Below are 20,863 nucleotides of genomic sequence, written 5' to 3'. Positions count from 1 at the left end.
ATGAGGTTAAAAACCATCGCTGAATCATGGTCATTAGAAAGTTGATTCAAAACACCTTTTTGAATGAGAAAATGAAAACAATTTAATTCTTATTCGGCGGGTGTCATGAGGGAGCTGCACATTGGGTATTTCAAAAAGGCAGTCTTGAATGCAGGTGCTTTACTTGCAATTGTCGGCGCTACAGCTACATCTACGCGGGCTCAGGTGCAGCCGGGTGTCGAGCAGACGTATCCCTCTGTGAATGTGGAAAGTTCAATCCTGGAATACCGGCAATTTGAAAAGGTGGAGATCACGGGGTCGTCCATTGTTCGCAAAGAGCAGACGCAAGCATTGCCGGTGTTGTCGGTGACGCGAGAAGACATCCGGCGCAGCGGAAAACACAGCGTGACCGAGGTGATTCAGAGTCTTCCGTCCATGAGTAATTTTGTAGAGGCGGCGCAGTTCAGCACCACAGGCGGGGGTTACTCAGCAGGGGCAATTCATGGCCTGACCAATGGCACATTGATTCTGGTCAATGGTCGGCGCCTGGCACCGTTTGGTTTGCAAACCATTGCCGGCCCGGAACGGTCGGCGGTCAGTTTGAACACGATACCACTGGCGGATGTCGAACGCATTGAAGTGTTGAGCGATGGCGCATCGTCTCTTTATGGAACAGACGCGATCGCAGGCGTGATCAACATCATCTTGCGCACTGAACGCCAGGGTTTTGAGATCAGCGCGCAAAGCCGCACGCCCTATCAAAATAAGGGCACGGGCTGGATGACGCAAATGGGTTGGGGCCATGGAAAACTGGACCGCGATGGATTCAGCGTTTTGTTGAGCGCTGAGGTCGCGCACCAAGATGACTTGCTAGGGAAAGATCGTCCTTACGCAAGTCAGGGGGTGATTCCATTCAGTCATGATGGAAAAAATTACCTTGCAAAAGGATCTTCACAATACATCAGCCTTTCAACATCGCCTGCCAGTTATTACCAAGCCACACCCGTGACGAAGTATTCCAATGCTTTTTACCAAAATGGTGAATGTGCAGAAGGTACGGCTTATTTCATACCTGCAGCTGGAAATAATCATTGTCGCAGCAATGGTTATTTGGGTTTGGGTATTTATCCGAAACAAGACACTCAAAAACTGCATGCCAATACACAAGTCATCCTGGATTCGGGGCACAAATGGTTTGCGGACACCATTTATGGAGAAACGCAAGAGGCTAGGGCAACAAATTTATGGCCATATTTCGCAACCAGTGTCAGTTCAGTGAAAACTTCACCTGATTATCAACAGGCATTGGTTGCTGGCTTGACACCATCGCGAACAACTCTGTATTGGCGTCCTGATCTTCCTTCTTTGGAGATGGTCAGGAGTGAAAAAAACTGGCAATTTTCAACCGGATTTTCAGGGGAGTTTGCAGGATGGGATTACCGCTCAGTTCTTTATCAGGCACAAGCTAAAGCCCGTCGTGGTGGGCAAAGCATACAGGCTGCTGATTATTTAAAATTACCCGCATTCACGAGGGCGAATATCACACAACCGTTGAATGATGCCAATCCGTTGACGGCGCAATTGCAAGGCATGGTCGGTGAGCCCATCATCCAAGAAGAAGGAAAAACAGAGCTTACCGCATTGGAGTTGAGGGGCTCACGCGCCATTTATGAGCGGGATGGCAAAGATGTGATGCTCGGCGCAGGGCTGGATTGGCGATCAGAAGCCACTTCGTATGAAAAGTTGGTCAATATAGATGCCCCAGCCAGCTTCCAAGGAAAACGACGAATTGTCGCTGCTTACACGGAATTGATGATCCCCGTGACCTTTGACTGGGATGTCAATCTGGCGTTGCGCCATGATGCGTACAACGATGTCGGCTCGACGACCAATGGAAAAATCTCCAGCCGTTGGGCCATCAACCCAAAGTGGGCTTTGCGAGGCGCATGGGGCACAGGTTTCAGAGCCCCTACGGTAGGACAGTTACAGCAATTGGACAGCAATTTCCGTTGGGGGGTCACGAGCTATACCAATCCTTGTACGGCGGACTTGGTGGCGATCGCGGCCAGTCTGAAAAACGCGCAAGGACAAGCAGGTCGATGTTACCCAACAAGCGGAATGGATATTTTTGGAAATGGCAATCCTGATTTGAAACCTGAAAAATCAACACAAGAATCTTTGGGTTTTTCTTTCACACCAGATTCAAACTTGCGCTTGAGCATGGATTATTGGCGAGTCAACATCAGCAATGCCATCATGCCTTTGTCTGATTTGGCGGTTATTCAAAACCCCAATGCATATAGATCAAATTATGTTCTGAATGGATCGAACTATCTATCCATGTATATTCCACTGCAGAACATCGGAGAAACGCTGAAGTCAGGCATTGATCTGGAAGCACAATGGCGTGTCCCAACAGATTGGGGTCGATTGAGCGTGACGGCTCAAGGTACTTACATGTTGAATTCCAAACAGAAGAAATCAACCGAAAAAGAATACAGCAGTGATTTGGGTCGTTACAGCGCGGAAACGATGACTGTCATTCCTCGTTTTAAAAGTCGTGTCATAACGAGCTTGTCAACCATGGACTGGACCGGGTCGGTGGTGATGAATTATGTCGCTGCTTATACCGACAGTGATGTCACAGCATTGAATTTGGAGACGATGAAAGATGAAACGATTTCAGGGAGAAAGGTGTCGTCTTACATCACCTGGGATCTGATATCTACGTACGCCATAAATAAGAAGATGGAGGTGCATCTCGCGGTTTTTAATTTGCTTAATCAGAATGCGCCATTGTCATTTTCACAGACAAGCACGCAGGTTTGGGGGGCCAATACGATCAACAGTCAACTTTGGGGGCGAACCGTACAGGTGGGCGCAACCTTGCGGTTTTGACGAGCGGTCATCGTCACCATGCCAACAGATACCTGTGGATGCTGCCTTGGCAGGTCCACCAACAAGAGCTTTTGATCGTCGATGTACTTTGCGCTGGCGTAATCAGTTCAGTCGGCGTTTGATGGACTGCATCCGGCGGTCGGACTTGTGGGTCCAGGACCGCCGACTAATCAAGCAGGCAGGCTGTCCATGAAGCTCTGGCGCTGTGACAGCTTGTCGCAAAGCTTGTGCAACCCATGACAGCTTAAAGCATTGGCTCGGCAAGGGTCACAAAAGCACATTAAACTGGTTCTTTGGTTAAAGACGCCCGGAAGTTCACATGAAGCACAGCGGTAATTCAACAAGATGCGCCATGGGCGCCGCCCTGCTGGTATGCGCTGCGCATGCCGTGGCGGCTGAACCGGTGCCTGCCGCATCGACAGCAGCCTGCCCAGCCTTGTTGAACCACACGGTAGAGCGCTTGCAGGATGAAAAGCCCCTGTCTTTGTGCCAGTACAGCGGTAAGGTCTTGCTGGTGGTGAACACCGCCAGTTTTTGCGGCTTCACCCCCCAGTACAAAGGTCTGGAGGCCTTGCACGCCAAATACAAAGACCAAGGCTTTGCAGTGCTGGGCTTTCCCTCCAATGACTTTTCGCAAGAGACCGGCAGCAACAAGCAAATTGCCGACTTTTGCGAGAACACCTTTGGCGTCAAGTTTCCCATGTTCACCAAGACACAGGTCACAGGCGATGGCGCATCGCCGCTGTACAAACAGCTGATCGCCCAGTCGGGCCAAAAGCCCCGCTGGAATTTCTACAAATACCTGATCGGTCGCGACGGCAAATTGGTGGACAGCTACGGCAGCATCACCGGACCCGACAGCAAAACGCTGGTTTCGGCGATCGAGAAATCATTGAAAACTGCACCATGAATGCTCCCCGCATGAAGCTGGCCATTGTGGGCTCAGGCATCTCTGGCCTGGCTGTGGCGCACACGCTCAGGGGGCAAGCCGACATCACGGTGTTCGAAGCGGGTGATTATTTCGGTGGTCACACCCACACGGTGGATGTGACCTTGCCCACGCCCAAGGGCCTGGTCACGCATGGCGTGGACACGGGCTTTCTGGTCTTCAACGAGTGCACCTACCCGAACCTGATCCAGTTGTTTTCAGAGCTGCAGGTCGAGACCGCACCTTCAGACATGTCGTTTTCGGTCAAAGTGCCTGGCGCCAGAAATGGCCGGGCGCTGGAGTGGAGCGGCACCAGCCTGAACACGGTCTTTGCCCAACGCGGCAACCTGGTGAACCCTCGCTTTTGGCGCATGCTGGCCGATGTGGTGCGTTTCAACGCGCTGTGCACACGCATCGCACAAGAGCAAAGCGAGCAAGCCTTGCAGCAGCCGCTGAAAGACTTTCTGACCACGCACCGGTTCAGCGAACAGTTCCGTGACTGGTATTTTTTGCCCATGCTGGGTTGCATCTGGAGTTGCCCGACGGATCAGATGCTGCAGTTTCCGGTGGCCACCATGATCCGTTTTTGCCACAACCATGGCTTGATCCAGGTGATCAACCGCCCGCAATGGTTCAGCGTGGTGGGCGGTGCGCGCCAGTACGTTGAGAAGATCCTGGCCCATGTGCCCGACAAGCGGCTGAACACACCGGTGCGCTTGATCGAGCGCGATGAGCAAGGCGTGCGCATCGTCACCGATGGGCGCACCGAGCATTTTGACGAGGTGGTGATCGCCACGCACACCGACCAGGCCCTGGCCATGCTGCGCGAAGCCACACCCAATGAACAACATGTCCTGGGCAGCATCCGCTACCAGGCCAACCGCGCGGTCTTGCACACCGATGCCTCGGTGCTGCCAGCCAACCCCAAGACTTGGGCCGCTTGGAATTACGAGCGCGCAGCCAGCGATGCCCGTGAATCTTCGCGCGTGTGTTTGCATTACCTGCTCAACCGCTTGCAGCGCATCCCGTTCGAACAGCCCGTGGTGGTCTCACTCAACCCACTGCAGCCGATTGACCCGGCCACCATCGTGGGCGAGTACGACTACGCTCACCCGGTGTTTGACTTGAGCGCCATCAAGGCCCAGCAGATGCTGCCTTTGATTCAGGGTTTGCAACACACTTGGTTTGCAGGCGCGTGGGCCGGCTACGGCTTCCATGAAGATGGCCTCAAATCGGGCCTGCAGGTGGGCCGCATGCTGCAGGCCAAAATGAAGGCCAGCGCGACATGAGTGCAGCGGTCGCCAGCATTGGCTGGGGTCAGGTGCGGCACACCCGCATGCGCCCTGCCCGGCATGCCTTTGTGTACCCGACCGCTTTCCTGATGCTGCCCATGCGCAGCTTGCGCCAAAGCGCAGATGCCACCGCCTTGGCGATCAACCGCCCAGCCTGGTTTGCTTTTCATGACGCTGACCATGGCGATGGCCGCTGCGCAGCGCAAGGCGGCGCCTTGGCTTGGCTCGATGAATTGCTTCGCCAAGAGGGCATCACCGAGGCGCAAGGGGAGGTTTGGCTGCAGACCTTTCCGCGCGTGCTGGGGCATGCGTTCAAGCCGGTGAGCTTTTGGTACGCGCAGCGCACCGACGGCAGCTTGGCCGCCATCGTGGCCGAGGTCAACAACACCTTTGGCGAGCGCCATTGTTATTTGTTGCCCGAGCCGCAATACGGCCAGACCCTCAAGGCCGACAAGGTGTTTCACGTGTCGCCCTTTTGCGCGGTGCAGGGTGAATACCGGTTTCGCTTCATGCGTGTGGAGCGCGCAGGGCACGAGCACATCGTGGCGCGCGTTGAGCATGCCGATGCCGATGGTCCCTTGATCGACACCAGCTGGAGCGGCGTGCTGGAGCCCGTCACCCAGGCCGCCTTGCGCCGTGTGCTGTGGCGTTTTCCACTGCTGACTTTGGGTGTGGTCGTCCGCATCCATTGGCATGCGCTTTTGCTGTGGCTCAAAAAAGTACCGTTTTGGCGCAAGCCCGAACCCCCCCGTGATTTTGTGACCCGATGAACCCTGGACACCACCAGATGCCGCCCTCCATCAAGACCCTCGACAGCGCCCAAGTTTCGGGCCATCGCGCCAGCGCCGCCAGCATTTCGCACGCCAGCTTGCCCAAAGCCGCTTCGCGTTTGCTGAGCCTTTTGACCCGCTTGAAAATTGGCACACTCACCGTGCACGCGCCCGACGGCAACAACCAAGTCTTTGGCACGCACCAAGCGCCCTTTGCGGCAATGCACATCCACCGCTGGGACATGTGTGCCGATGTGCTCAAGTCAGGCGACATTGGTTTTGCCGAAGGCTACATGGCCGGCGACTGGACCACGCCTGACCTGGCGGCCTTGTTGCGCCTGGCCATTGCCAACCGCGACCACCTTGAAAGTGCGATCTATGGGCATTGGTTGGGGCGCTTGGCCTACCGCATCAAGCACTTGCTCAACCGCAACAACCGCAGCAACAGCCGCAAGAACATCCACGCCCATTACGACTTGGGCAATGCGTTCTACGAACTGTGGCTCGATGGCACGATGAACTATTCCTCGGCCTGGTTCGAAGGTGACCATGCCAAAGACATGGCCGAGGCCCAAAAAGCCAAGGTGCGCCGCGCGCTGCGCATGGTCAATGCCAAACCGGGCGACCGCGTGCTGGAGATCGGCTGCGGCTGGGGCGCATTGGCCGAGGCGGCCACCACCGAGTTTGGGGCGCACATCACGGGCGTGACCTTGTCCACCGAGCAGCTGGCTTTTGCCAAAGCCCGCATGCAATCGCATGGCGTGCAGCAACGTGCGGATTTGCGCCTGCAAGACTACCGCGACATCGACGATGGGCCGTATGATGCGGTCTGCTCGATCGAGATGATCGAGGCCGTGGGGCAGGCATATTGGCCGACCTACTTTCAGACCATCCACCGCATGCTCAAGCCCGGGGGGCGTGCCTGTGTGCAGAGCATCACGATCAACGACCGCTTTTTTGAGCGCTACCTGCAATCGACCGACTTCATCCAGCAGTACATCTTTCCCGGTGGCTGCTTGCCCAGCCCCAGCGAGTTTCGAAAACAGGCACAAGCCGCTGGCTTACAGGTGGTCGACGAGTTGAACTTCGGGCTGGACTATGCCGAGACCCTGCGCCGCTGGCGCGAGCGTTTCATGGCGCAACTGGACACCGTGCGCACGCTGAAATTTGACGACCGTTTCATTCGCCTGTGGTCCTTTTACCTGGCGTATTGCGAAGCCGCGTTTGACGAGGCCAACATCGACGTGGTCCAGTTCACCTTGGCCAAACCGGCTTGATGCGCATGCACGCCGCACTGAAAACGGACACCGCACTTGGGTTGCGCCGTCAAGTGCTGAGGGGCGTGTGCGGTGCCGTTCTTTTCGGTGTTTTGTTGGGCGGTGCACAAGCGCAAGGCACCAGCGCAGTCAACCCCAGCACGCTGACCAACCGCCCTGAAGTTGCAGCCTTAGGTGCTGTGTTGCCCACCTCCCCGGTGCGTTTGCGGGTCTGGGGTTTTGAGGTGTACGACGCCCGTTTGTGGACACCGGCGGGTTTTCGCCATGGCCAATATGCACAGCACGCGTTTGCCTTGGAGTTGCAGTATTTGCGCAAGCTCGATGGCGCAGCCATTGCCAGCCGATCGATTGACGAGATGCGGCGCGTGGGCAGTTTCAGCGATGCCCAAGCACAAAGCTGGCTTGCCGCCATGCGCAGCTTGTTCCCCAATGTGGGCCCCGGTGAACGCATCACCGGTGTGAACTTACCGGGCGAAGGTGCCGAGTTTTGGGTCAATGGCCAGCGCGTGGGCGTGGTCAAAGACGTGACTTTTGCGCGCTTGTTTTTTGGCATCTGGCTCGATGAACGCACGTCTGAGCCCAAGATGCGCGCACAGCTGTTGCAAGGCCTGCAGCCATGAATGTGCTGACTCCGCCGTTGTTTTTTGCGCGCGTGAACGCACAGACGGTGCTTTCTTGGGCTGATGGAATCTGTTCACCCAATCCATCTGGCTTGCTCACTTGTGGGCTCAAGGGCTTGGCCAGATTGGCTTTGTACCGGTGCTTGATGCGCCAGCCCGAATTGTTTTCAAGGCCTGCAAAGGCCCACCCTTCTTCGGCGTAAAGCCGCTTCGCATGCAAACCACGGGAGCCCCCATGAGTCCAAAAACCGTCACGATCCACCGCCGCACCGTTCTGACCCGCTTGGTCGCTTTGCCCATGGTGGTGGCCACACCTTTTCTGGCCAGCTGTGCCGGGCCTCAGGTGCAAAACTATGCCCAAGAAAAACCGCAACTGGATTTGCGCACCTACTTCACCGGCACCATTGATGCTTGGGGGGTGTTCACTGACCGCAGCGGCCAAGTGGTCAAGCGTTTCACGGTGGTCATGGACTGCAGCTGGCAAGGCGACGAAGGTGTGCTGGACGAAGCCTTTGTGTACTCCGACGGCACCCAACAGCGCCGCATCTGGAAGCTCAAAGCCGGGCCCAACGGCACTTACACCGGCCGCGCCGACGATGTGGTGGGCACAGCCTCGGGCCAAGTCAGTGGCAATGCATTTCGCTGGGGCTACACACTGGCGCTGCCGGTCGATGGCCGCGTGTGGCACGTCGACTTTGACGATTGGATGTACCTCATGGACGAGCGCGTCATGCTCAACAAAGCCACCATGAGCAAGTGGGGTGTGAAGCTGGGTGAGGTCACTTTGTCGTTCACGCGCCGCACGCCTTTGGCGGTCAAGGCGGGCTGAACAGCATGGGTCTGAATCCACAAATCGCCAATTGGCAAGGCCGCCGTGTTTGGCTGGTGGGGGCATCGACCGGTATTGGCCTGGCCTGCGCGCAGGCCTTGCGTGCTGCCGGTGCGCAAGTGGTGGTGTCGGCCCGCAAGCCCCAAGCCGTGCTGGATTGGGCCGCACAGGATTTGGGTGTGCAGTGGCGCGCGCTCGATGTGTGCGATCCGGCCCAGGTGCAGGCCACCGCCCACGCCCTGCTGGCTGAAGGCCCGCTGGACATGGTGGTTTATGCCGCCGGTTATTACCAGGCGCAACGCGCCACCGCCATGGACTTGGAGAACATGCTTCAGCACGACAAGGTCAATTACCAAGGCGCTTTGCATGTGCTCGATGCGGTGCTGCCCGGCATGCTGGCGCAGCGCAGCGGCCACATCAGCTTGCTCAGTAGCGTGGCAGGGTGGCGCGGTTTGCCCAATGGCTTGGCCTATGGACCCACCAAGGCGGCATTGATCCACTTGGCTGAGACCTTGTACCTGGACTTGCAAGATGCAGGCATTGGCGTGAGCGTGGTCAATCCGGGGTTTGTGGACACGCCTTTGACGGCGCAAAACAAGTTCACCATGCCCGCCCTGATCAGCCCCGAAGAGGCCGCCCGCGAGATGCTCAAGGGTTGGGGGAAAGGTCAGTTTGACATCCACTTTCCCAAGCGCTTCACCCTGTGGCTCAAGCTTTTGCGGGTTCTGCCTTACTGTTGGTATTTCCCGCTGGTGCGGCGCTTCACAGGACTTTGAGCATGGACACACGCCTTGCCACGGCCCGACTGGCCGAGTATTTTGAAAAGCTCACGCCGGACAGCGTGGCGCAGTTGCCCGATCTTTATGACGGCCAAGCCCGATTCAAAGACCCCTTCAACGAGGTGCAAGGTTTGCCTGAGATTGAGCGCATTTTTCGGCACATGTATGTGGCGCTCGATGGCCCGCATTTCGTCATCACGGGCCAGTTGGTCGATGGGTCGCAGGCCTTTTTGACGTGGGAATTCCGTTTCCGCTTCAAGCGGTTTGACACGCACAGCCTTCAGACTGTGCGCGGCGGCAGCCACATCCTGTTTAACGATCATGGACTGGTCATTTTGCACCGCGATTATTGGGATGCCGCAGAAGAGCTCTATGAAAAACTGCCGGTAGTGGGCGGTATCATGCGTTGGCTCAAAAAACGCGCCAACACTTGAAACGATCTGTTGCAGGTCGGAGCCTTAGCGCTGGCCTGCGGTCTCATCAAGCGGGTAGGCTGTCGATGAAACTCTGACGTTGTGACAGTTTCTCGTACAGCTTGTGCAAGTTCGGATAGGGCGTGCGCCAGTCGATTTGCGGAAATCGGAAGTCCAGATAGCCTACCGCGCAGCCCACCGCGATGTCGGACAGGCTCATGTGGATACCTGAGCAAAAGGCTTTGTCACCCAATCCAAGACTCATGGCTCTGAGTGCATGCTGAATTTTGTCCAGTTGGCGGTCGATCCAGGCTTGGCTGCGTTGACCATCGGTACGACCTGTCCATACGGACTCCATGCGTGCCAGCAAGGCGGCGTCAAGCAAGCCGTCCGCCAAGGCTTCCCATGTTTTGACTTCGGCGCGCTCACGGCCCGCAGAAGGAAGGAGCTTGCCCACGGGAGACAAAGTGTCCAAGTACTCCACAATCACGCGGGAATCGAAAACAGCTTCACCACCTTCCATGATCAGGCAGGGTACCTTGCCCAAAGGGTTGGATTCATGGATGCGGGTTTGGGCAGACCACACGTCCTCGCTGATGAACTGGTAATCCAGTTTTTTTTCGGCCATGACAATGCGCACTTTGCGCACGTAAGGACTGGTGATGGAGCCGATGAGTTTCATATGACCATTGAGCGTTAGAGGTTGACGGTTAATTCTAGGTGAACGTTCGTGCCGTAGCGCTGACAAATGTCCACAAGCCCCCCTTTGGGCCATGGATGCCTCGCCAACTACAATCAGAGGATGAATTTCTCTCCCATTTCCGCCCTTTCGCCGCTGGATGGCCGTTACGCCAGCAAACTCAATGCCCTGCGTCCGCTGATGAGCGAGCAGGGCTATATGCACCGCCGTGTTCAGGTAGAGATCGCCTGGTTCATCGCCTTGTCCGATGCGGGCTTTGCCGAGTTCAAACCTTTGACCCCCGGTGCCCGCAGTTACCTGACGGCGTTGGTCAAAAACTTTTCCGAGGCCGACGCTGTCGCGATCAAGGCATTCGAGAAGGTCACCAACCACGATGTGAAGGCCGTGGAGTACTGGATCAAGTCCAAGTTCAAGGACCGTCCCGAGTTGGAGCATGTGGGCGAGTTTGTGCACTTTGCATGCACCAGCGAAGACATCAACAACACCAGCCACGCTTTGCAAATCAAGGGCGCACGTGCCCAAGTGATTTTGCCGGGCCTGGATGGCTTGATCGCCAAGCTGCGCGACATGGCACACGCTTTTGCTGACGTGCCCATGCTCAGCCGCACACATGGCCAGACCGCCAGCCCCACCACCGTGGGCAAGGAAATCGCCAATGTGGTCATGCGCTTGAACGGCTGCCGGGAGAAGATCGCTGCCATCAAGCTCATGGGCAAGATGAATGGCGCGGTGGGCAACTACAACGCCCACCTGTCGGCCTGGCCCGACTTCGATTGGGAAGCCTTTGCCAAGCGGGTGGTCGAAACCCCCGAACTGAGCGAAACGCAAGACAGCCACTGGGGCCTGGGCCTGACCTTCCAGCCCTACAGCATTCAGATCGAGCCGCACGACTACATGGCCGAGCTGTTCGACGCTGTGGCGCGCACCAACACCATCTTGATCGACCTCTCCCGCGACATCTGGGGTTATGTGAGCCTGGGCTACTTCAAGCAGCGCTTGAAGGCGGGCGAGATCGGCTCGTCCACCATGCCGCACAAAGTCAACCCGATCGACTTTGAAAACGCCGAAGGCAACCTGGGCCTGGCCAACGCTGTGCTCAAGCACCTGAGCGAAAAGCTGCCGATCAGCCGCTGGCAGCGTGACCTGACCGACTCGACCGTGCTGCGCAACATGGGCGTGGGCTTGGGCTACACGGCGCTGGCCTATGCCTCCTTGATGACGGGTCTGAGCAAGCTCGAACTCAACGAAGAAGCGCTCGCCGCTGATCTGGACGCCGCTTGGGAAGTGCTCGCCGAGCCAATCCAGACCGTGATGCGCCGCTATGGCGTGCAGGGTGCTTACGAAAAGCTCAAGGAAGTCACCCGGGGCAAGACGGTGAGCGCTGCTGACTTGCATGGCTTGATCCAAGGCCTGGAGATCCCCCAAGCCGACAAAGACCGCCTGCTGGCCATGACGCCTGGCAGCTATGTCGGCAAGGCCGCAGAGTTGGCCCGCCGGGTTTGAGTCATATTGACCACCACCGCAGGGCATTGCGGGGCCGTGGTTTGGGGTGGTTTATACAAATTGAAGATCCTTTCTTCAATTTGTATAAAATTGTCGCATGATCGAACGACAAATTGCCCCCACGCTTCAGCGGCTGGCTGGGTCGTTTCCTGTGCTGGCCATCACTGGCCCGAGACAGTCTGGCAAAACCACGTTGGCCAGGTACTTGTTTCCCGAAAAGCCGTACATCTCTCTTGAAGACCCCACAGAGCGCGCATTCGCTGAGGAAGACCCGAGGGGATTTTTAGCGCGGTTTTCAAAGGGTGCCATTTTTGATGAGGCGCAACGCTGGCCAGATCTCTTTTCACATTTGCAGGGGCTGGTGGATGAGGACCGGACACCGGGACGGTTCATCCTGACGGGGTCGCAGCAGTTCGGCTTGATGGCCGGGGTGACGCAGTCCTTGGCCGGGCGTGTGGCCATGAGCCGCTTGCTGCCTTTTTCTGCCGCAGAAATTGCCGGTGTTGGGAACGGGGAGACGACACTGGACCAAGCGCTTTGGCGTGGTGGTTACCCTGCTTTGAACACGGGCGCATCGAGCGAGCCTGTGGACTGGTTTGCGAGCTACATCACCACCTATTTGGAGCGGGATGTCAGGCAAGTGCTGCAGGTGCAGGATCTGGCCACGTTCCAGCGATTTGTGCGCTTGTGCGCCGGGCGAACCGGACAATTGCTGAACCTGAGTGCATTGGCCAGTGAGGCGGGCATCAGCCACACCACGGCACGAGCTTGGTTGTCGGTGCTGGAGTCCAGTGATGTCTTGTTTGTGCTGACCCCGTACCACCGCAACTTTGGCAAGCGCTTGGTCAAATCACCCAAACTCTACTTTGTGGACACGGGCTTGGCGTGCTGGTTGCTGGGGATTCGCCAGCCAGAGCAATTGAGCCTGCATCCAGCACGAGGCGCCTTGTTTGAAAACTGGGTGGTCAGCGAATTTTTCAAGCATCGAACCAATCAAGGCCAACCCTCTGACTTGCATTTCTGGCGAGACAACAACGGACTGGAAGCCGATTTGCTGTATGAAACTGGCACAGGCCTTTTGCAGACGGTAGAGATCAAATCCGGTCAAACACCCACGGGTGACTACGTACGCGCGGGCCAGCGATCTGCCAGCATGGCAGCTGCAGAGGCCTGCACTCCTTTACTGATTTACGGCGGCGAAACGTCCGTCCTTCGCAACGGCGTTCAGCTGTTGGGTTGGCGCATGTTGGCCCGCAAAGACTAAAAACCATGGCCCTCAAATCCACCATCTACAAAGCCAACCTGTCGATCGCTGACATCGATCACAGCTATTACGAAGACCACCAGCTCACGCTGGCGCGTCACCCGAGCGAGACGGACGAGCGCATGATGATCCGCCTTCTTGCGCTGGCCATCAACGCCTACAAGCTGCAGGCCGTGTGCAAGGGCGACGGCAAGTTGGCATTTGGCGCGGGCCTGTCGGACCCGGACGACCCGGACGTGAGCTTGCGCGACTTCACTGGCCAGACCCGCATGTGGATCGAAGTCGGCCAGCCCGAGGACAAGCCCATCATGAAGGCTTGCCAGAAGTCCGATGAGGTGTTGCTGTACTGCTTCAACCATGCGGCCGAAGTCTGGTGGAAGGGCATCGAGACCAAGCTCACCCGGCTGGACAAACTGCAAGTCTGGCGTGTGCCCACGGAGCGTTCACAGGAGTTGGCCCAATTGGCCGAGCGCAGCATGCAGCTGCAAGCCACGGTGCAAGAAGGTGAAGTCACCTTCAGCAGCGACAAGGGCAGCGTGCACATCGAGTTGACGCGCTGGAAATAAAGCCAACCGGGGCGTCAGAGCTGGAGCTTCGACCTACAAATCCAGCTTGGTTTGAGCGTCTGCCGCCGCCTTGGCCCATTGGCGGTCTTCGGCGGCACGTTCTGCGTATTTGTTGAAGCGCCAGGAGGTGCCTTCCATGCTGATGCGATGCCACACGGCGCGCTTTTCACCCGGCGTCATCTCGGTCCACAACTGCACTTCTTCAAACGTGCGACCGCAGCCTTTGCACATGTCATCACCCTGGCTGGTTGAGCAAATCGCGATGCATGGCGTGTCGGGTGTGCTGGCATACCAGTCTTGCCAGGCCTGTGCAGCGGCCAAGGGCAGGCTGAATTCATCTGCAAGGTCCTGCTTAAAGTACACCATCTGGCCATAAACATCGCCTAAGGCGCGCAATTCGCGTGGCAAAGCAACCCCGTCTGGTGAGGGGTTCTTGATCCGCCAGTGGTTGATGGCAGCTTCGATGTCGGTGATGTGGATGCCTGCCATGTGGATTTCAATGTGAGCCGGCAATCATAGCCGCAGGGCCGGTACAGCAGGGGATCCACGATTGAGCTTTTTTCGAGGCTGGTCAGCTTGAGAATTTCCCTCGGTTTTGAGGGGACAAGCCGACTTCAGGTGTAATCTGACTCTGAAGGGGAGTAGCTCCCTCGCGTCACACGGTGCAATGCCATGTGACCCATGATGAGCCGTCATTACGAAGCTATGGCTTCCGGTTCATCAGGCGCCAGACTTTGGCGTCGAGCAAGACCTTCGATCATCTGTACAGGTGCATCGAGGTTTGTGGCGTAAACGCCTGCACATTCACGATACCCGGTACAGCTTTAAATCTGAAATGGGAGTCTCGTCATGGAATTTTTATCTGCACCTTGGTGGTCGGCTTTGTTGGCGATCATTCTGATTGACCTGGTTTTGGCGGGCGACAACGCCATCGTGATCGCTCTGGCCGCCCGTAGGCTGCCGCCTGACTTGCAAAAGAAAGCGATTGTCTGGGGCACTGTTGGCGCGATCGCTGTGCGCTCGGTCATGACCCTGGGCGTGGTCTGGCTCTTGCAAATCCCCGGCTTGATGCTGGTGGGTGGTTTGGGTCTGCTGTGGATCGCCTACAAACTCATCGCCGATGCCGGTGACCACGATCAGCACGGGCCTGCTGCCACCACGTTCTGGGGTGCCATGAAGACGATCATCGTGGCCGATGCGCTGATGGGGGTGGACAATGTGTTGGGTGTGGCAGGTGCGGCCCATGGTTCGTGGGACCTGGTCATTTTGGGTTTGCTCATCAGCGTGCCGATTGTGGTGTTTGGCAGCTCGGTTGTGCTCAAGTTGGTCGAGCGTTTTCCGGTGATCATCCATTTGGGCGCTGCCGTGCTGGCGTTCACAGCGGCCAAGATGATCGTGGACGAGCCCTTGCTGGACAGCGTGTTCGATGCACCATCCCAAGCGATCTGGCGTTGGACCACTTACCTGCTGGCCATCGTCTTGGTCTTGGGGGCCGGCTGGTGGACCGCCAAAACGGCCAGCACCGCCACCAATGTCTGAGTGGGTTAGCGCTCGGTTTGCATCTCGCGCACCAGCGCTTGGGCTTGCCGCAAGCGGGTGTCTACGATCGACGCTTCGATGTGATCGCTCGCCTGCAGAGCATGCGTTTTAGCCCAATCTTGCGCGGCGCGGAAGCGGTCAATTGCGCCTTGCCAGTCCATGCGGGCCATCTGTGCTTCCCCCTCGGCCCGCAGTGAGGGCAATTGCAACCCTTGCACGGCCAGCATGCTGGCCAATGTGTTCCATGCTTGCGCGTCCAATGGGAAGGCTTGCACTTGTTCGCGCAGTTGGCGCAGCACTTCTGTGCGTGTGGGCGTGGGTGGCAGGTGCAGCAGGGCTTGCGCTGTGGCGATCAGTTCAGGCCGGTCCAGTTTGGATGGTTGACCCTGAGGGGCCAGCAATGGCACCACCGCATCCCAGCGGTTTTGGGCTGCTGCCCACTCGGCGCGCAGCAATTTGGCCAGGCGAGCCGGGGCGTTTTGGCCGTTCACCACACGCTCCAGGTTTTGCAAACTGCGATCGGCCGCCGCAAAGTCCTTGAGCTGCATGTGGGCCAAGGTTGCGCCATACCAAGCGCCTGCTTTGGTGGTCGCCGTGGCTTGGGGCAAGTTGATCTGGCTTGTCTGTGTGGACGCACGCCAGGCATCGACATTGCCCTGCGACAACACGCGTGCGCGAGCCGACAACATGGCTTGTTCCACATCGACCACCTTTTGCACCGGCGCTGTACTCAATTGCAAACGGGCTTGCATGTCGGCGATGCGCTCGGTTGTTAGTGGGTGGCTGCGCAGATAGGGGTATGCGCCGTTGTCGTTGATTCCAGCGGCTTGCTGGAGCTTGCCGAACATGCCGACAAAGCCTTGGGGGTCATAGCCCGCTTCGCTCATGACGCCAAATCCCACACGGTCGGCCTCGCGTTCCATATCGCGTGAATAGCTCAGCTGCGACTGGATGGCGGCCGCCTGTCCGCCAACGATGAGGGCTTGTGCGCCCTGAGCGCTTTTGCTAGCGGCCAGCATGCCCAGAATCAGGGAGCCGATGACCCAAGGCGTCATCTTGCCTTGCTCGCCCATCGAGCGCGCAATGTGGCGCTGGGTGACGTGGCTCAATTCATGGGCCAGCACAGAGGCCAGTTCGTCGTGCGTGCTCACCACCGCAATCAAGCCCAGGTGCACGCCCAAATAGCCACCGGGCAAAGCGAAGGCGTTGACGCTGCGGTCGCGTCCCAGCAGGATGCGCCAGGCAAAACGTTCTTGCAGCTCGGGTGACAGCTCGCCACGTGCGGCAGCAGACTTGACCAAGGGTGCCCACAGGCGCTGAATGTACTCATCCAATACCGGGTCTTCTAAATAGTCCGGGTCGCGGTACAACTCGCGGGCGATGCGGTCGCCCAGTTTGCGTTCAGCCGCCAGAGAGATGCCATCGCCATCGCCCAAAGACGGAAGGGCTGCACTTTGTGGCCACGCTGGCTGAAAACACAGGCTGGCGGAAAGCAGTCCGATGAGCAGTTTCGTGCGTTGGAATTTGTTTTTCACAACAAGGAGTGTCCCATTCAATAGCCGTATGATGACCCATACCCGTGAATTTCTTGTAAACGATTTGGACCCTCACTTGCCATGACGACCTCTGATGTTTTGACCCATTTTGACGCCCAAGGGCAGGCCCACATGGTGGACGTGGGAGCCAAAGTGACCACCAAGCGCGTGGCTCTAGCTATCGGCCGCATCACCATGCTACCCACTACGTTGGCGTTGATTGAATCGGGCACCGCCAAAAAAGGCGATGTGCTGGGTATTGCTCGCATCGCTGGCATCATGGGGGCCAAAAAGACCAGTGAGTTGATCCCGCTGTGCCACCCGATCGGTTTGACCCGCGTGGCGGTTGACTTTGAAGTGTTCACTGCTGAATCGACCGTGGTCTGCAAAGCCACTGCCGAGACCGTGGGCCAGACCGGTGTGGAGATGGAAGCCTTGACCGCCGTGCAAGTGGCTCTGCTCACCATTTATGACATGTGCAAAGCAGTCGACAGGGGCATGACCATCAACGGCGTGACCTTGCTGGAAAAGCATGGGGGCAAGTCGGGGAGTTTCGTGGCGGGCAGTTGATCGCTCACAAATCAACAGCGCAAAGTTTCAACACAACTTGCCGAGATGAGCGCTTGCAGGGGGTATTTCAGTATTCCACGATGAAGCCTTTGAGCTTGAACACCGCTTGGGCTGCAGGTAACTGCAAGAACCGACGGAACTTGACGACTGATGCAGAGTCAGCGGCCTTGACCGTTGGCATGATCGAATAAGTGGTGATTTTTTGGAGAGGTGGTGGCAAAGGGCCCACCAGCACGGCACCCTTGACGGGCAAAATTTCGGTGATTTGTTGAATTCCCAGCGCGATCTCGCCACGCGCTACGGGCTCCAATACGTAACCAATATCGCCTAATGTTGTTTTGGCGCGCATTTGATCGGCGATGCCTAATTGATCAAGCACGTTGGCAAAATGCTTCCCACTGGTGCCTTTTTGGGGGTCCATGTAAGTGACACTTGGTGCAGCTAAAAGTGCATTGCGCAAAGCCTCAGGCGTCGAAATGTCGGGTATTGGCTGGCCTTGTTTGACGGCAATTCCCACGCCCACACTGCCCAATGGCACAGCTGAGCCCATAGGAGCCCATCCCCTGTTTTCGGTTTCTTTCACCACTTCGGCGGAAAGAATCAGCACATCCGGCATATTGCCTTGCGCCAATCGACGCATCAAAACCCCCACGGGCGCATATTCAACTTGCAGCTGTATGCCCGTGGCCTTTTGGAATTCGGGCGCTAAATCTTCCAGGGGCGGCTTGACGGCTCCCGCACTCCAAACGACCAGCTCAGATGAGTGGCAGGACCACGTGGTGGCCAGAAAGATCGTGAGCACTGCAATGGTTTTTTGCAAGGCTCCATGAATGGACATGTTCATGACGCAACTCCGTGGGTGGTTTTTCAACATTATTCGACGATGAAAACGTCATAGCCTCTGAGCCGCTTGCGACAAAAGGCCCGTGATGTCTTGCAGGCGACTGAAATCATCAACTTGGATGAAGTTAATCGGGTTATCCCTAGCACCGCGGGCATTCAAAAAGCGCAACCTAGCGGCGCTAGGAGAACTTCATGAAAAAATGCATACAACATGCCATCACCCTCGCACTGTGTGCTGTGGGCATTGCGGCGCTGGCCCAAACCCCACCCACAGCTGGGCAAGCCAAGCGGTTTCCTCAAATCACTCTGGAGCAAATCGCACCCGAAGGACAGGCCCTTGCCAAAGAAATCATCCAGATTTCCAGTGTTGGACTTGGCGGTCCTTACAACATCATGTTTCGCAGTCCCGTCTATGCGGACCGCATGAAGAAGTTGCTCGACTATTTACGCTTCAACACATCTTTGCCAACGCGACTCAATGAATTTGCCATCTTGATTCAAGGCTATGAATGGAAATCTCAAGTTGAGTGGTATGCGCACTATCCTTTGGCACTTAAAGCCGGATTGCCGCAATCTGTTGCCGACGACCTCAAGCAGGGTATTCGCCCACGGAACATGGCGGCTGACGAAGAAGTGGTTTATGAGCTTTGTATGACGCTCATGAAATCGCATGAAGTTTCGGATGCACTTTTCAACAAAGCCAAAAAAGTGCTTTCTGACCAACAAATTGTTGATTTGGTTGCGGTCAGTGGAACGTATGTCACCGTTGCCATGCTGCTGGCCATCGGTCAGGAAATGCCGCCCGAAGGCAAACCACTGCCCTTTCCACCTCACTGACGTGCAATTGAATTTCTGGAGAAAAATATGAATGGATATCGTTCAATGCGCATTGGTGCATTTGTTATTGCCAGCTTGGTCGCGTTCACGCTACAAAGCGCAACAGCGCAAACTGACCCTGCATCAGCGGGCGCTAAAACGGAACTTTTGTGGCTGGGCCAAGCGGGTTTTCGCATCAAGTCACCCGGAGGCAAAACCATCGTGATCGATCCGTGGTTGACCGGTGGCCCCAAAACCCCTGCCCCTTACAAAACCGATATTTCAGCCTTGGGCAAAGTGGACTTGCTGCTCGTCACGCACGCGCACGTCGATCACCTCGGTGATGCCCCGGCCTTGGCCAAACTGCACAAAACGGTACTCTACGGTCCCGCTGACATGATCACGCCTTTGGTCACGTTGGGTGTCATGCCGGCTGAATTGACCCATCGTTTCAATAAGTCGGGAAGCATCAAACCGCTTCCGGGCATCAAGGTCACGGCTGTGCAAGCGGAGCACTCCTCGCTGTTGGTTTGGAAGAATCCTGCAACCGAAAAGCTGGAGTCCCATCCCGCAGGCGAAGCCGTTGGATACATCATCGAAATGGAAAACGGTTTCAAGATTTGGCACATGGGCGATACCGGCTTGTTTGGGGATATGAAATTCATCACGGAACGTTATAAGCCCGATCTGGTCTTGATGCCCATTGGCGGCAACTTCACCATGGACCCTGAAGATGCCGCTTTTGCAGCACGCAACTGGATCAACCCCAAAATGGTGATCCCGATCCACTACAACTCCAACCCCCTAGCGACTGGCACTTTGGACGAGTTTCAAAAGGCCATGAAGGGCAGCAGTGTTCGAGTGGTGCCCATGTCCGAAGGGCAAACTCTGGCGTTCTAAGCGTTGCGTCTATTCGCTTTGAAAAGGCTGCTGGCGTGGTTTTGTTGCATGGTCTTGCCAGGCCATGTGGCGCTTGCTCAAACCACGCATGACATCGCACAGCAAATGGCACCCACTGGAACTTTGCGAGCCGTGATCAATTTGGGCAACCCTATCTTGGCACGCCTGGTTTCTAACGGCCTGGAACCGGAGGGTGTTTCTGTAGATTTGGCCCGTGCACTGGCCGAGACTTTGCAAGTCCCTTTGCAATTGGTGCCAGTCAACGCTGCCGCCCAATCGGTCCAGGCGGTCCGACAAGGCCAGGCTGACATTGGTTTTTTTGCGATAGATCCCGTCCGAGGACAAGGCATTGCATTCACGCCGCCCTATGTCCTGATCGAGGGCAGTTACTTGGTTAAAAAGGATTCGCCATTGATCGACAACGCACAAGTTGATCAGCGCAGCCACCGCGTGGTGGTGGGTCGAGGCAGTGCCTATGATTTGTTTTTGACACGAGAACTCAAAAGCGCTCAATTGGTCAGGGCCCCGACTTCACCGCAGGTGGTCCCCTTTTTCTTGAATGGCCCCTTCGATGTGGCCGCTGGCGTCAAGCAGCAATTGGAATCAGACGCCCAAAAGTTTGCCGATCTGCGCTTGTTGCCTGGCCACTTCATGGTGATCGAACAAGCGATGGGACAAGCTTCAGACACAACACCGGCAGCCAAAGAATTCCTGAACCAGTTTGTTGTTCGCATGAAATTGAGTGGGTTTGTCCGCCAAAGTTTGCTGCGTCACCAAATTGAGGGCGCGATCATCGCGCCCTGACCGGGAACTGCCCCAGCGCCTTTGTATTTCCAAAATCC

The 20,863-nt window shown here is 56.7% G+C and carries 21 protein-coding genes; 17 read left to right on the top strand and 4 right to left on the bottom strand.

Going from position 1 to position 20,863, the window contains the following annotated elements; translation table 11 throughout:
- Window positions 1–105 precede the first annotated feature (105 nt).
- The 9 genes from B9Z52_RS08930 to B9Z52_RS08890 all read left to right on the top strand — a co-directional run bounded on the left by B9Z52_RS08930 (window position 106) and on the right by B9Z52_RS08890 (window position 9,806).
- On the top strand, window positions 106–2,877 hold the full coding sequence (locus tag B9Z52_RS08930; RefSeq protein WP_108413497.1) for a TonB-dependent receptor domain-containing protein: 2,772 nt from the start codon (window positions 106–108) through the stop codon (window positions 2,875–2,877).
- A 352-nt stretch (window positions 2,878–3,229) separates the two neighbouring features.
- The gene (locus B9Z52_RS08925; RefSeq protein ID WP_233251898.1) at window positions 3,230–3,787 is read left to right on the top strand and encodes a glutathione peroxidase; all 558 of its coding nucleotides are present in this window, start codon (window positions 3,230–3,232) and stop codon (window positions 3,785–3,787) included.
- 11 nt (window positions 3,788–3,798) lie between these two features.
- Window positions 3,799–5,094 (top strand): NAD(P)/FAD-dependent oxidoreductase, encoded by a 1,296-nt coding sequence (locus tag B9Z52_RS08920; RefSeq protein ID WP_108413593.1) that lies wholly within the window; start codon window positions 3,799–3,801, stop codon window positions 5,092–5,094.
- Window positions 5,091–5,867 carry a DUF1365 domain-containing protein gene (locus tag B9Z52_RS08915; RefSeq protein WP_108413495.1) on the top strand — a complete coding sequence of 259 codons (777 nt, stop codon included), beginning with the start codon at window positions 5,091–5,093 and terminating at the stop codon, window positions 5,865–5,867. Before B9Z52_RS08920 ends, B9Z52_RS08915 begins: the two co-directional genes overlap by 4 nt.
- Window positions 5,864–7,144: a class I SAM-dependent methyltransferase gene (locus B9Z52_RS08910; RefSeq protein ID WP_369907873.1), complete on the top strand. Its 1,281-nt coding sequence runs from the start codon at window positions 5,864–5,866 to the stop codon at window positions 7,142–7,144. The genes B9Z52_RS08915 and B9Z52_RS08910 overlap by 4 nt, the downstream gene beginning before the upstream one ends.
- Window positions 7,145–7,149: 5 nt before the next feature.
- The gene (locus tag B9Z52_RS08905) at window positions 7,150–7,764 is read left to right on the top strand and encodes a chalcone isomerase family protein (protein WP_108413591.1); all 615 of its coding nucleotides are present in this window, start codon (window positions 7,150–7,152) and stop codon (window positions 7,762–7,764) included.
- 235 nt (window positions 7,765–7,999) lie between these two features.
- Complete coding sequence (locus tag B9Z52_RS08900) at window positions 8,000–8,593, top strand: DUF3833 domain-containing protein (protein WP_108413590.1); 594 nt, start codon at window positions 8,000–8,002, stop codon at window positions 8,591–8,593.
- Window positions 8,594–8,598: 5 nt separating this feature from the next.
- Window positions 8,599–9,369, top strand: a complete 771-nt coding sequence (locus tag B9Z52_RS08895) for an SDR family oxidoreductase (protein WP_108413494.1) — start codon at window positions 8,599–8,601, stop codon at window positions 9,367–9,369.
- Between the two features lie 2 nt (window positions 9,370–9,371).
- Window positions 9,372–9,806 (top strand): nuclear transport factor 2 family protein, encoded by a 435-nt coding sequence (locus B9Z52_RS08890; protein WP_108413493.1) that lies wholly within the window; start codon window positions 9,372–9,374, stop codon window positions 9,804–9,806.
- Window positions 9,807–9,852: 46 nt separating this feature from the next.
- Here the strand turns inward: B9Z52_RS08890 and B9Z52_RS08885 are convergent, their stop codons facing one another.
- Window positions 9,853–10,467 carry a glutathione S-transferase N-terminal domain-containing protein gene (locus tag B9Z52_RS08885; protein ID WP_108413492.1) on the bottom strand — a complete coding sequence of 205 codons (615 nt, stop codon included), beginning with the start codon at window positions 10,465–10,467 and terminating at the stop codon, window positions 9,853–9,855.
- A 120-nt stretch (window positions 10,468–10,587) separates the two neighbouring features.
- Between B9Z52_RS08885 and purB the strand changes: the two genes are divergently transcribed.
- The 3 genes from purB to B9Z52_RS08870 all read left to right on the top strand — a co-directional run bounded on the left by purB (window position 10,588) and on the right by B9Z52_RS08870 (window position 13,818).
- On the top strand, window positions 10,588–11,988 hold the full coding sequence (gene purB / locus B9Z52_RS08880; protein ID WP_108413491.1) for an adenylosuccinate lyase: 1,401 nt from the start codon (window positions 10,588–10,590) through the stop codon (window positions 11,986–11,988).
- Between the two features lie 97 nt (window positions 11,989–12,085).
- Window positions 12,086–13,252 carry an ATP-binding protein gene (locus tag B9Z52_RS08875; RefSeq protein WP_108413490.1) on the top strand — a complete coding sequence of 389 codons (1,167 nt, stop codon included), beginning with the start codon at window positions 12,086–12,088 and terminating at the stop codon, window positions 13,250–13,252.
- 5 nt (window positions 13,253–13,257) lie between these two features.
- Entirely contained in the window at window positions 13,258–13,818 is a 561-nt protein-coding gene (locus tag B9Z52_RS08870) for a YaeQ family protein (protein WP_108413489.1), read from the top strand.
- A gap of 33 nt (window positions 13,819–13,851) precedes the next feature.
- Here the strand turns inward: B9Z52_RS08870 and B9Z52_RS08865 are convergent, their stop codons facing one another.
- The gene (locus tag B9Z52_RS08865) at window positions 13,852–14,307 is read right to left on the bottom strand and encodes a DUF3717 domain-containing protein (protein ID WP_108413488.1); all 456 of its coding nucleotides are present in this window, start codon (window positions 14,305–14,307) and stop codon (window positions 13,852–13,854) included.
- Between the two features lie 360 nt (window positions 14,308–14,667).
- Here B9Z52_RS08865 and B9Z52_RS08860 point away from each other — a divergent pair, with 360 nt between their 5' ends.
- Entirely contained in the window at window positions 14,668–15,357 is a 690-nt protein-coding gene (locus B9Z52_RS08860) for a TerC family protein (protein WP_108413487.1), read from the top strand.
- A 5-nt stretch (window positions 15,358–15,362) separates the two neighbouring features.
- Here B9Z52_RS08860 and B9Z52_RS08855 read toward each other — a convergent pair whose 3' ends face one another.
- Window positions 15,363–16,892: a M48 family metalloprotease gene (locus B9Z52_RS08855; protein WP_233251897.1), complete on the bottom strand. Its 1,530-nt coding sequence runs from the start codon at window positions 16,890–16,892 to the stop codon at window positions 15,363–15,365.
- Window positions 16,893–16,973: 81 nt separating this feature from the next.
- Here B9Z52_RS08855 and moaC point away from each other — a divergent pair, with 81 nt between their 5' ends.
- Window positions 16,974–17,462: a cyclic pyranopterin monophosphate synthase MoaC gene (gene moaC, locus B9Z52_RS08850; RefSeq protein ID WP_108413486.1), complete on the top strand. Its 489-nt coding sequence runs from the start codon at window positions 16,974–16,976 to the stop codon at window positions 17,460–17,462.
- Window positions 17,463–17,529: 67 nt separating this feature from the next.
- Here moaC and B9Z52_RS08845 read toward each other — a convergent pair whose 3' ends face one another.
- Window positions 17,530–18,336 (bottom strand): substrate-binding domain-containing protein, encoded by an 807-nt coding sequence (locus tag B9Z52_RS08845; protein WP_108413485.1) that lies wholly within the window; start codon window positions 18,334–18,336, stop codon window positions 17,530–17,532.
- Between the two features lie 161 nt (window positions 18,337–18,497).
- Here B9Z52_RS08845 and B9Z52_RS08840 point away from each other — a divergent pair, with 161 nt between their 5' ends.
- Genes B9Z52_RS08840 through B9Z52_RS08830 form a run of 3 tightly spaced genes read left to right on the top strand, consistent with a single transcriptional unit; the run spans window position 18,498 to window position 20,825 of the window.
- The gene (locus B9Z52_RS08840) at window positions 18,498–19,142 is read left to right on the top strand and encodes a carboxymuconolactone decarboxylase family protein (protein WP_108413484.1); all 645 of its coding nucleotides are present in this window, start codon (window positions 18,498–18,500) and stop codon (window positions 19,140–19,142) included.
- A gap of 27 nt (window positions 19,143–19,169) precedes the next feature.
- Window positions 19,170–20,021: a metal-dependent hydrolase gene (locus B9Z52_RS08835; RefSeq protein WP_233251896.1), complete on the top strand. Its 852-nt coding sequence runs from the start codon at window positions 19,170–19,172 to the stop codon at window positions 20,019–20,021.
- Window positions 20,022–20,069: 48 nt separating this feature from the next.
- Window positions 20,070–20,825 (top strand): transporter substrate-binding domain-containing protein, encoded by a 756-nt coding sequence (locus tag B9Z52_RS08830; protein WP_108413482.1) that lies wholly within the window; start codon window positions 20,070–20,072, stop codon window positions 20,823–20,825.
- The last annotated feature ends 38 nt before the right edge of the window (window positions 20,826–20,863 follow it).

The organism is Limnohabitans sp. Jir72, assembly GCF_003063575.1.
Lineage (GTDB): Bacteria > Pseudomonadota > Gammaproteobacteria > Burkholderiales > Burkholderiaceae_C > Limnohabitans_A.
The sequence above is the reverse complement of the archived record's forward strand: the minus strand, read 5'-3'. Positions and strand labels throughout refer to the sequence as shown.

What these genes read in the sequence shown, in the direction of transcription:
- B9Z52_RS08930 (WP_108413497.1), top strand. Translation starts at nt 106, where the DNA reads ATGAGGGAGCTGCACATTGGGTATTTCAAAAAGGCAGTCTTGAATGCA.
- B9Z52_RS08925 (WP_233251898.1), top strand. Translation starts at nt 3,230, where the DNA reads ATGGGCGCCGCCCTGCTGGTATGCGCTGCGCATGCCGTGGCGGCTGAA.
- B9Z52_RS08920 (WP_108413593.1), top strand. Translation starts at nt 3,799, where the DNA reads ATGAAGCTGGCCATTGTGGGCTCAGGCATCTCTGGCCTGGCTGTGGCG.
- B9Z52_RS08915 (WP_108413495.1), top strand. Translation starts at nt 5,091, where the DNA reads ATGAGTGCAGCGGTCGCCAGCATTGGCTGGGGTCAGGTGCGGCACACC.
- B9Z52_RS08910 (WP_369907873.1), top strand. Translation starts at nt 5,864, where the DNA reads ATGAACCCTGGACACCACCAGATGCCGCCCTCCATCAAGACCCTCGAC.
- B9Z52_RS08905 (WP_108413591.1), top strand. Translation starts at nt 7,150, where the DNA reads ATGCACGCCGCACTGAAAACGGACACCGCACTTGGGTTGCGCCGTCAA.
- B9Z52_RS08900 (WP_108413590.1), top strand. Translation starts at nt 8,000, where the DNA reads ATGAGTCCAAAAACCGTCACGATCCACCGCCGCACCGTTCTGACCCGC.
- B9Z52_RS08895 (WP_108413494.1), top strand. Translation starts at nt 8,599, where the DNA reads ATGGGTCTGAATCCACAAATCGCCAATTGGCAAGGCCGCCGTGTTTGG.
- B9Z52_RS08890 (WP_108413493.1), top strand. Translation starts at nt 9,372, where the DNA reads ATGGACACACGCCTTGCCACGGCCCGACTGGCCGAGTATTTTGAAAAG.
- B9Z52_RS08885 (WP_108413492.1), bottom strand. Translation starts at nt 10,467, where the DNA reads ATGAAACTCATCGGCTCCATCACCAGTCCTTACGTGCGCAAAGTGCGC.
- purB (WP_108413491.1), top strand. Translation starts at nt 10,588, where the DNA reads ATGAATTTCTCTCCCATTTCCGCCCTTTCGCCGCTGGATGGCCGTTAC.
- B9Z52_RS08875 (WP_108413490.1), top strand. Translation starts at nt 12,086, where the DNA reads ATGATCGAACGACAAATTGCCCCCACGCTTCAGCGGCTGGCTGGGTCG.
- B9Z52_RS08870 (WP_108413489.1), top strand. Translation starts at nt 13,258, where the DNA reads ATGGCCCTCAAATCCACCATCTACAAAGCCAACCTGTCGATCGCTGAC.
- B9Z52_RS08865 (WP_108413488.1), bottom strand. Translation starts at nt 14,307, where the DNA reads ATGGCAGGCATCCACATCACCGACATCGAAGCTGCCATCAACCACTGG.
- B9Z52_RS08860 (WP_108413487.1), top strand. Translation starts at nt 14,668, where the DNA reads ATGGAATTTTTATCTGCACCTTGGTGGTCGGCTTTGTTGGCGATCATT.
- moaC (WP_108413486.1), top strand. Translation starts at nt 16,974, where the DNA reads ATGACGACCTCTGATGTTTTGACCCATTTTGACGCCCAAGGGCAGGCC.
- B9Z52_RS08845 (WP_108413485.1), bottom strand. Translation starts at nt 18,336, where the DNA reads ATGTTGAAAAACCACCCACGGAGTTGCGTCATGAACATGTCCATTCAT.
- B9Z52_RS08840 (WP_108413484.1), top strand. Translation starts at nt 18,498, where the DNA reads ATGAAAAAATGCATACAACATGCCATCACCCTCGCACTGTGTGCTGTG.
- B9Z52_RS08835 (WP_233251896.1), top strand. Translation starts at nt 19,170, where the DNA reads ATGAATGGATATCGTTCAATGCGCATTGGTGCATTTGTTATTGCCAGC.
- B9Z52_RS08830 (WP_108413482.1), top strand. Translation starts at nt 20,070, where the DNA reads ATGGTCTTGCCAGGCCATGTGGCGCTTGCTCAAACCACGCATGACATC.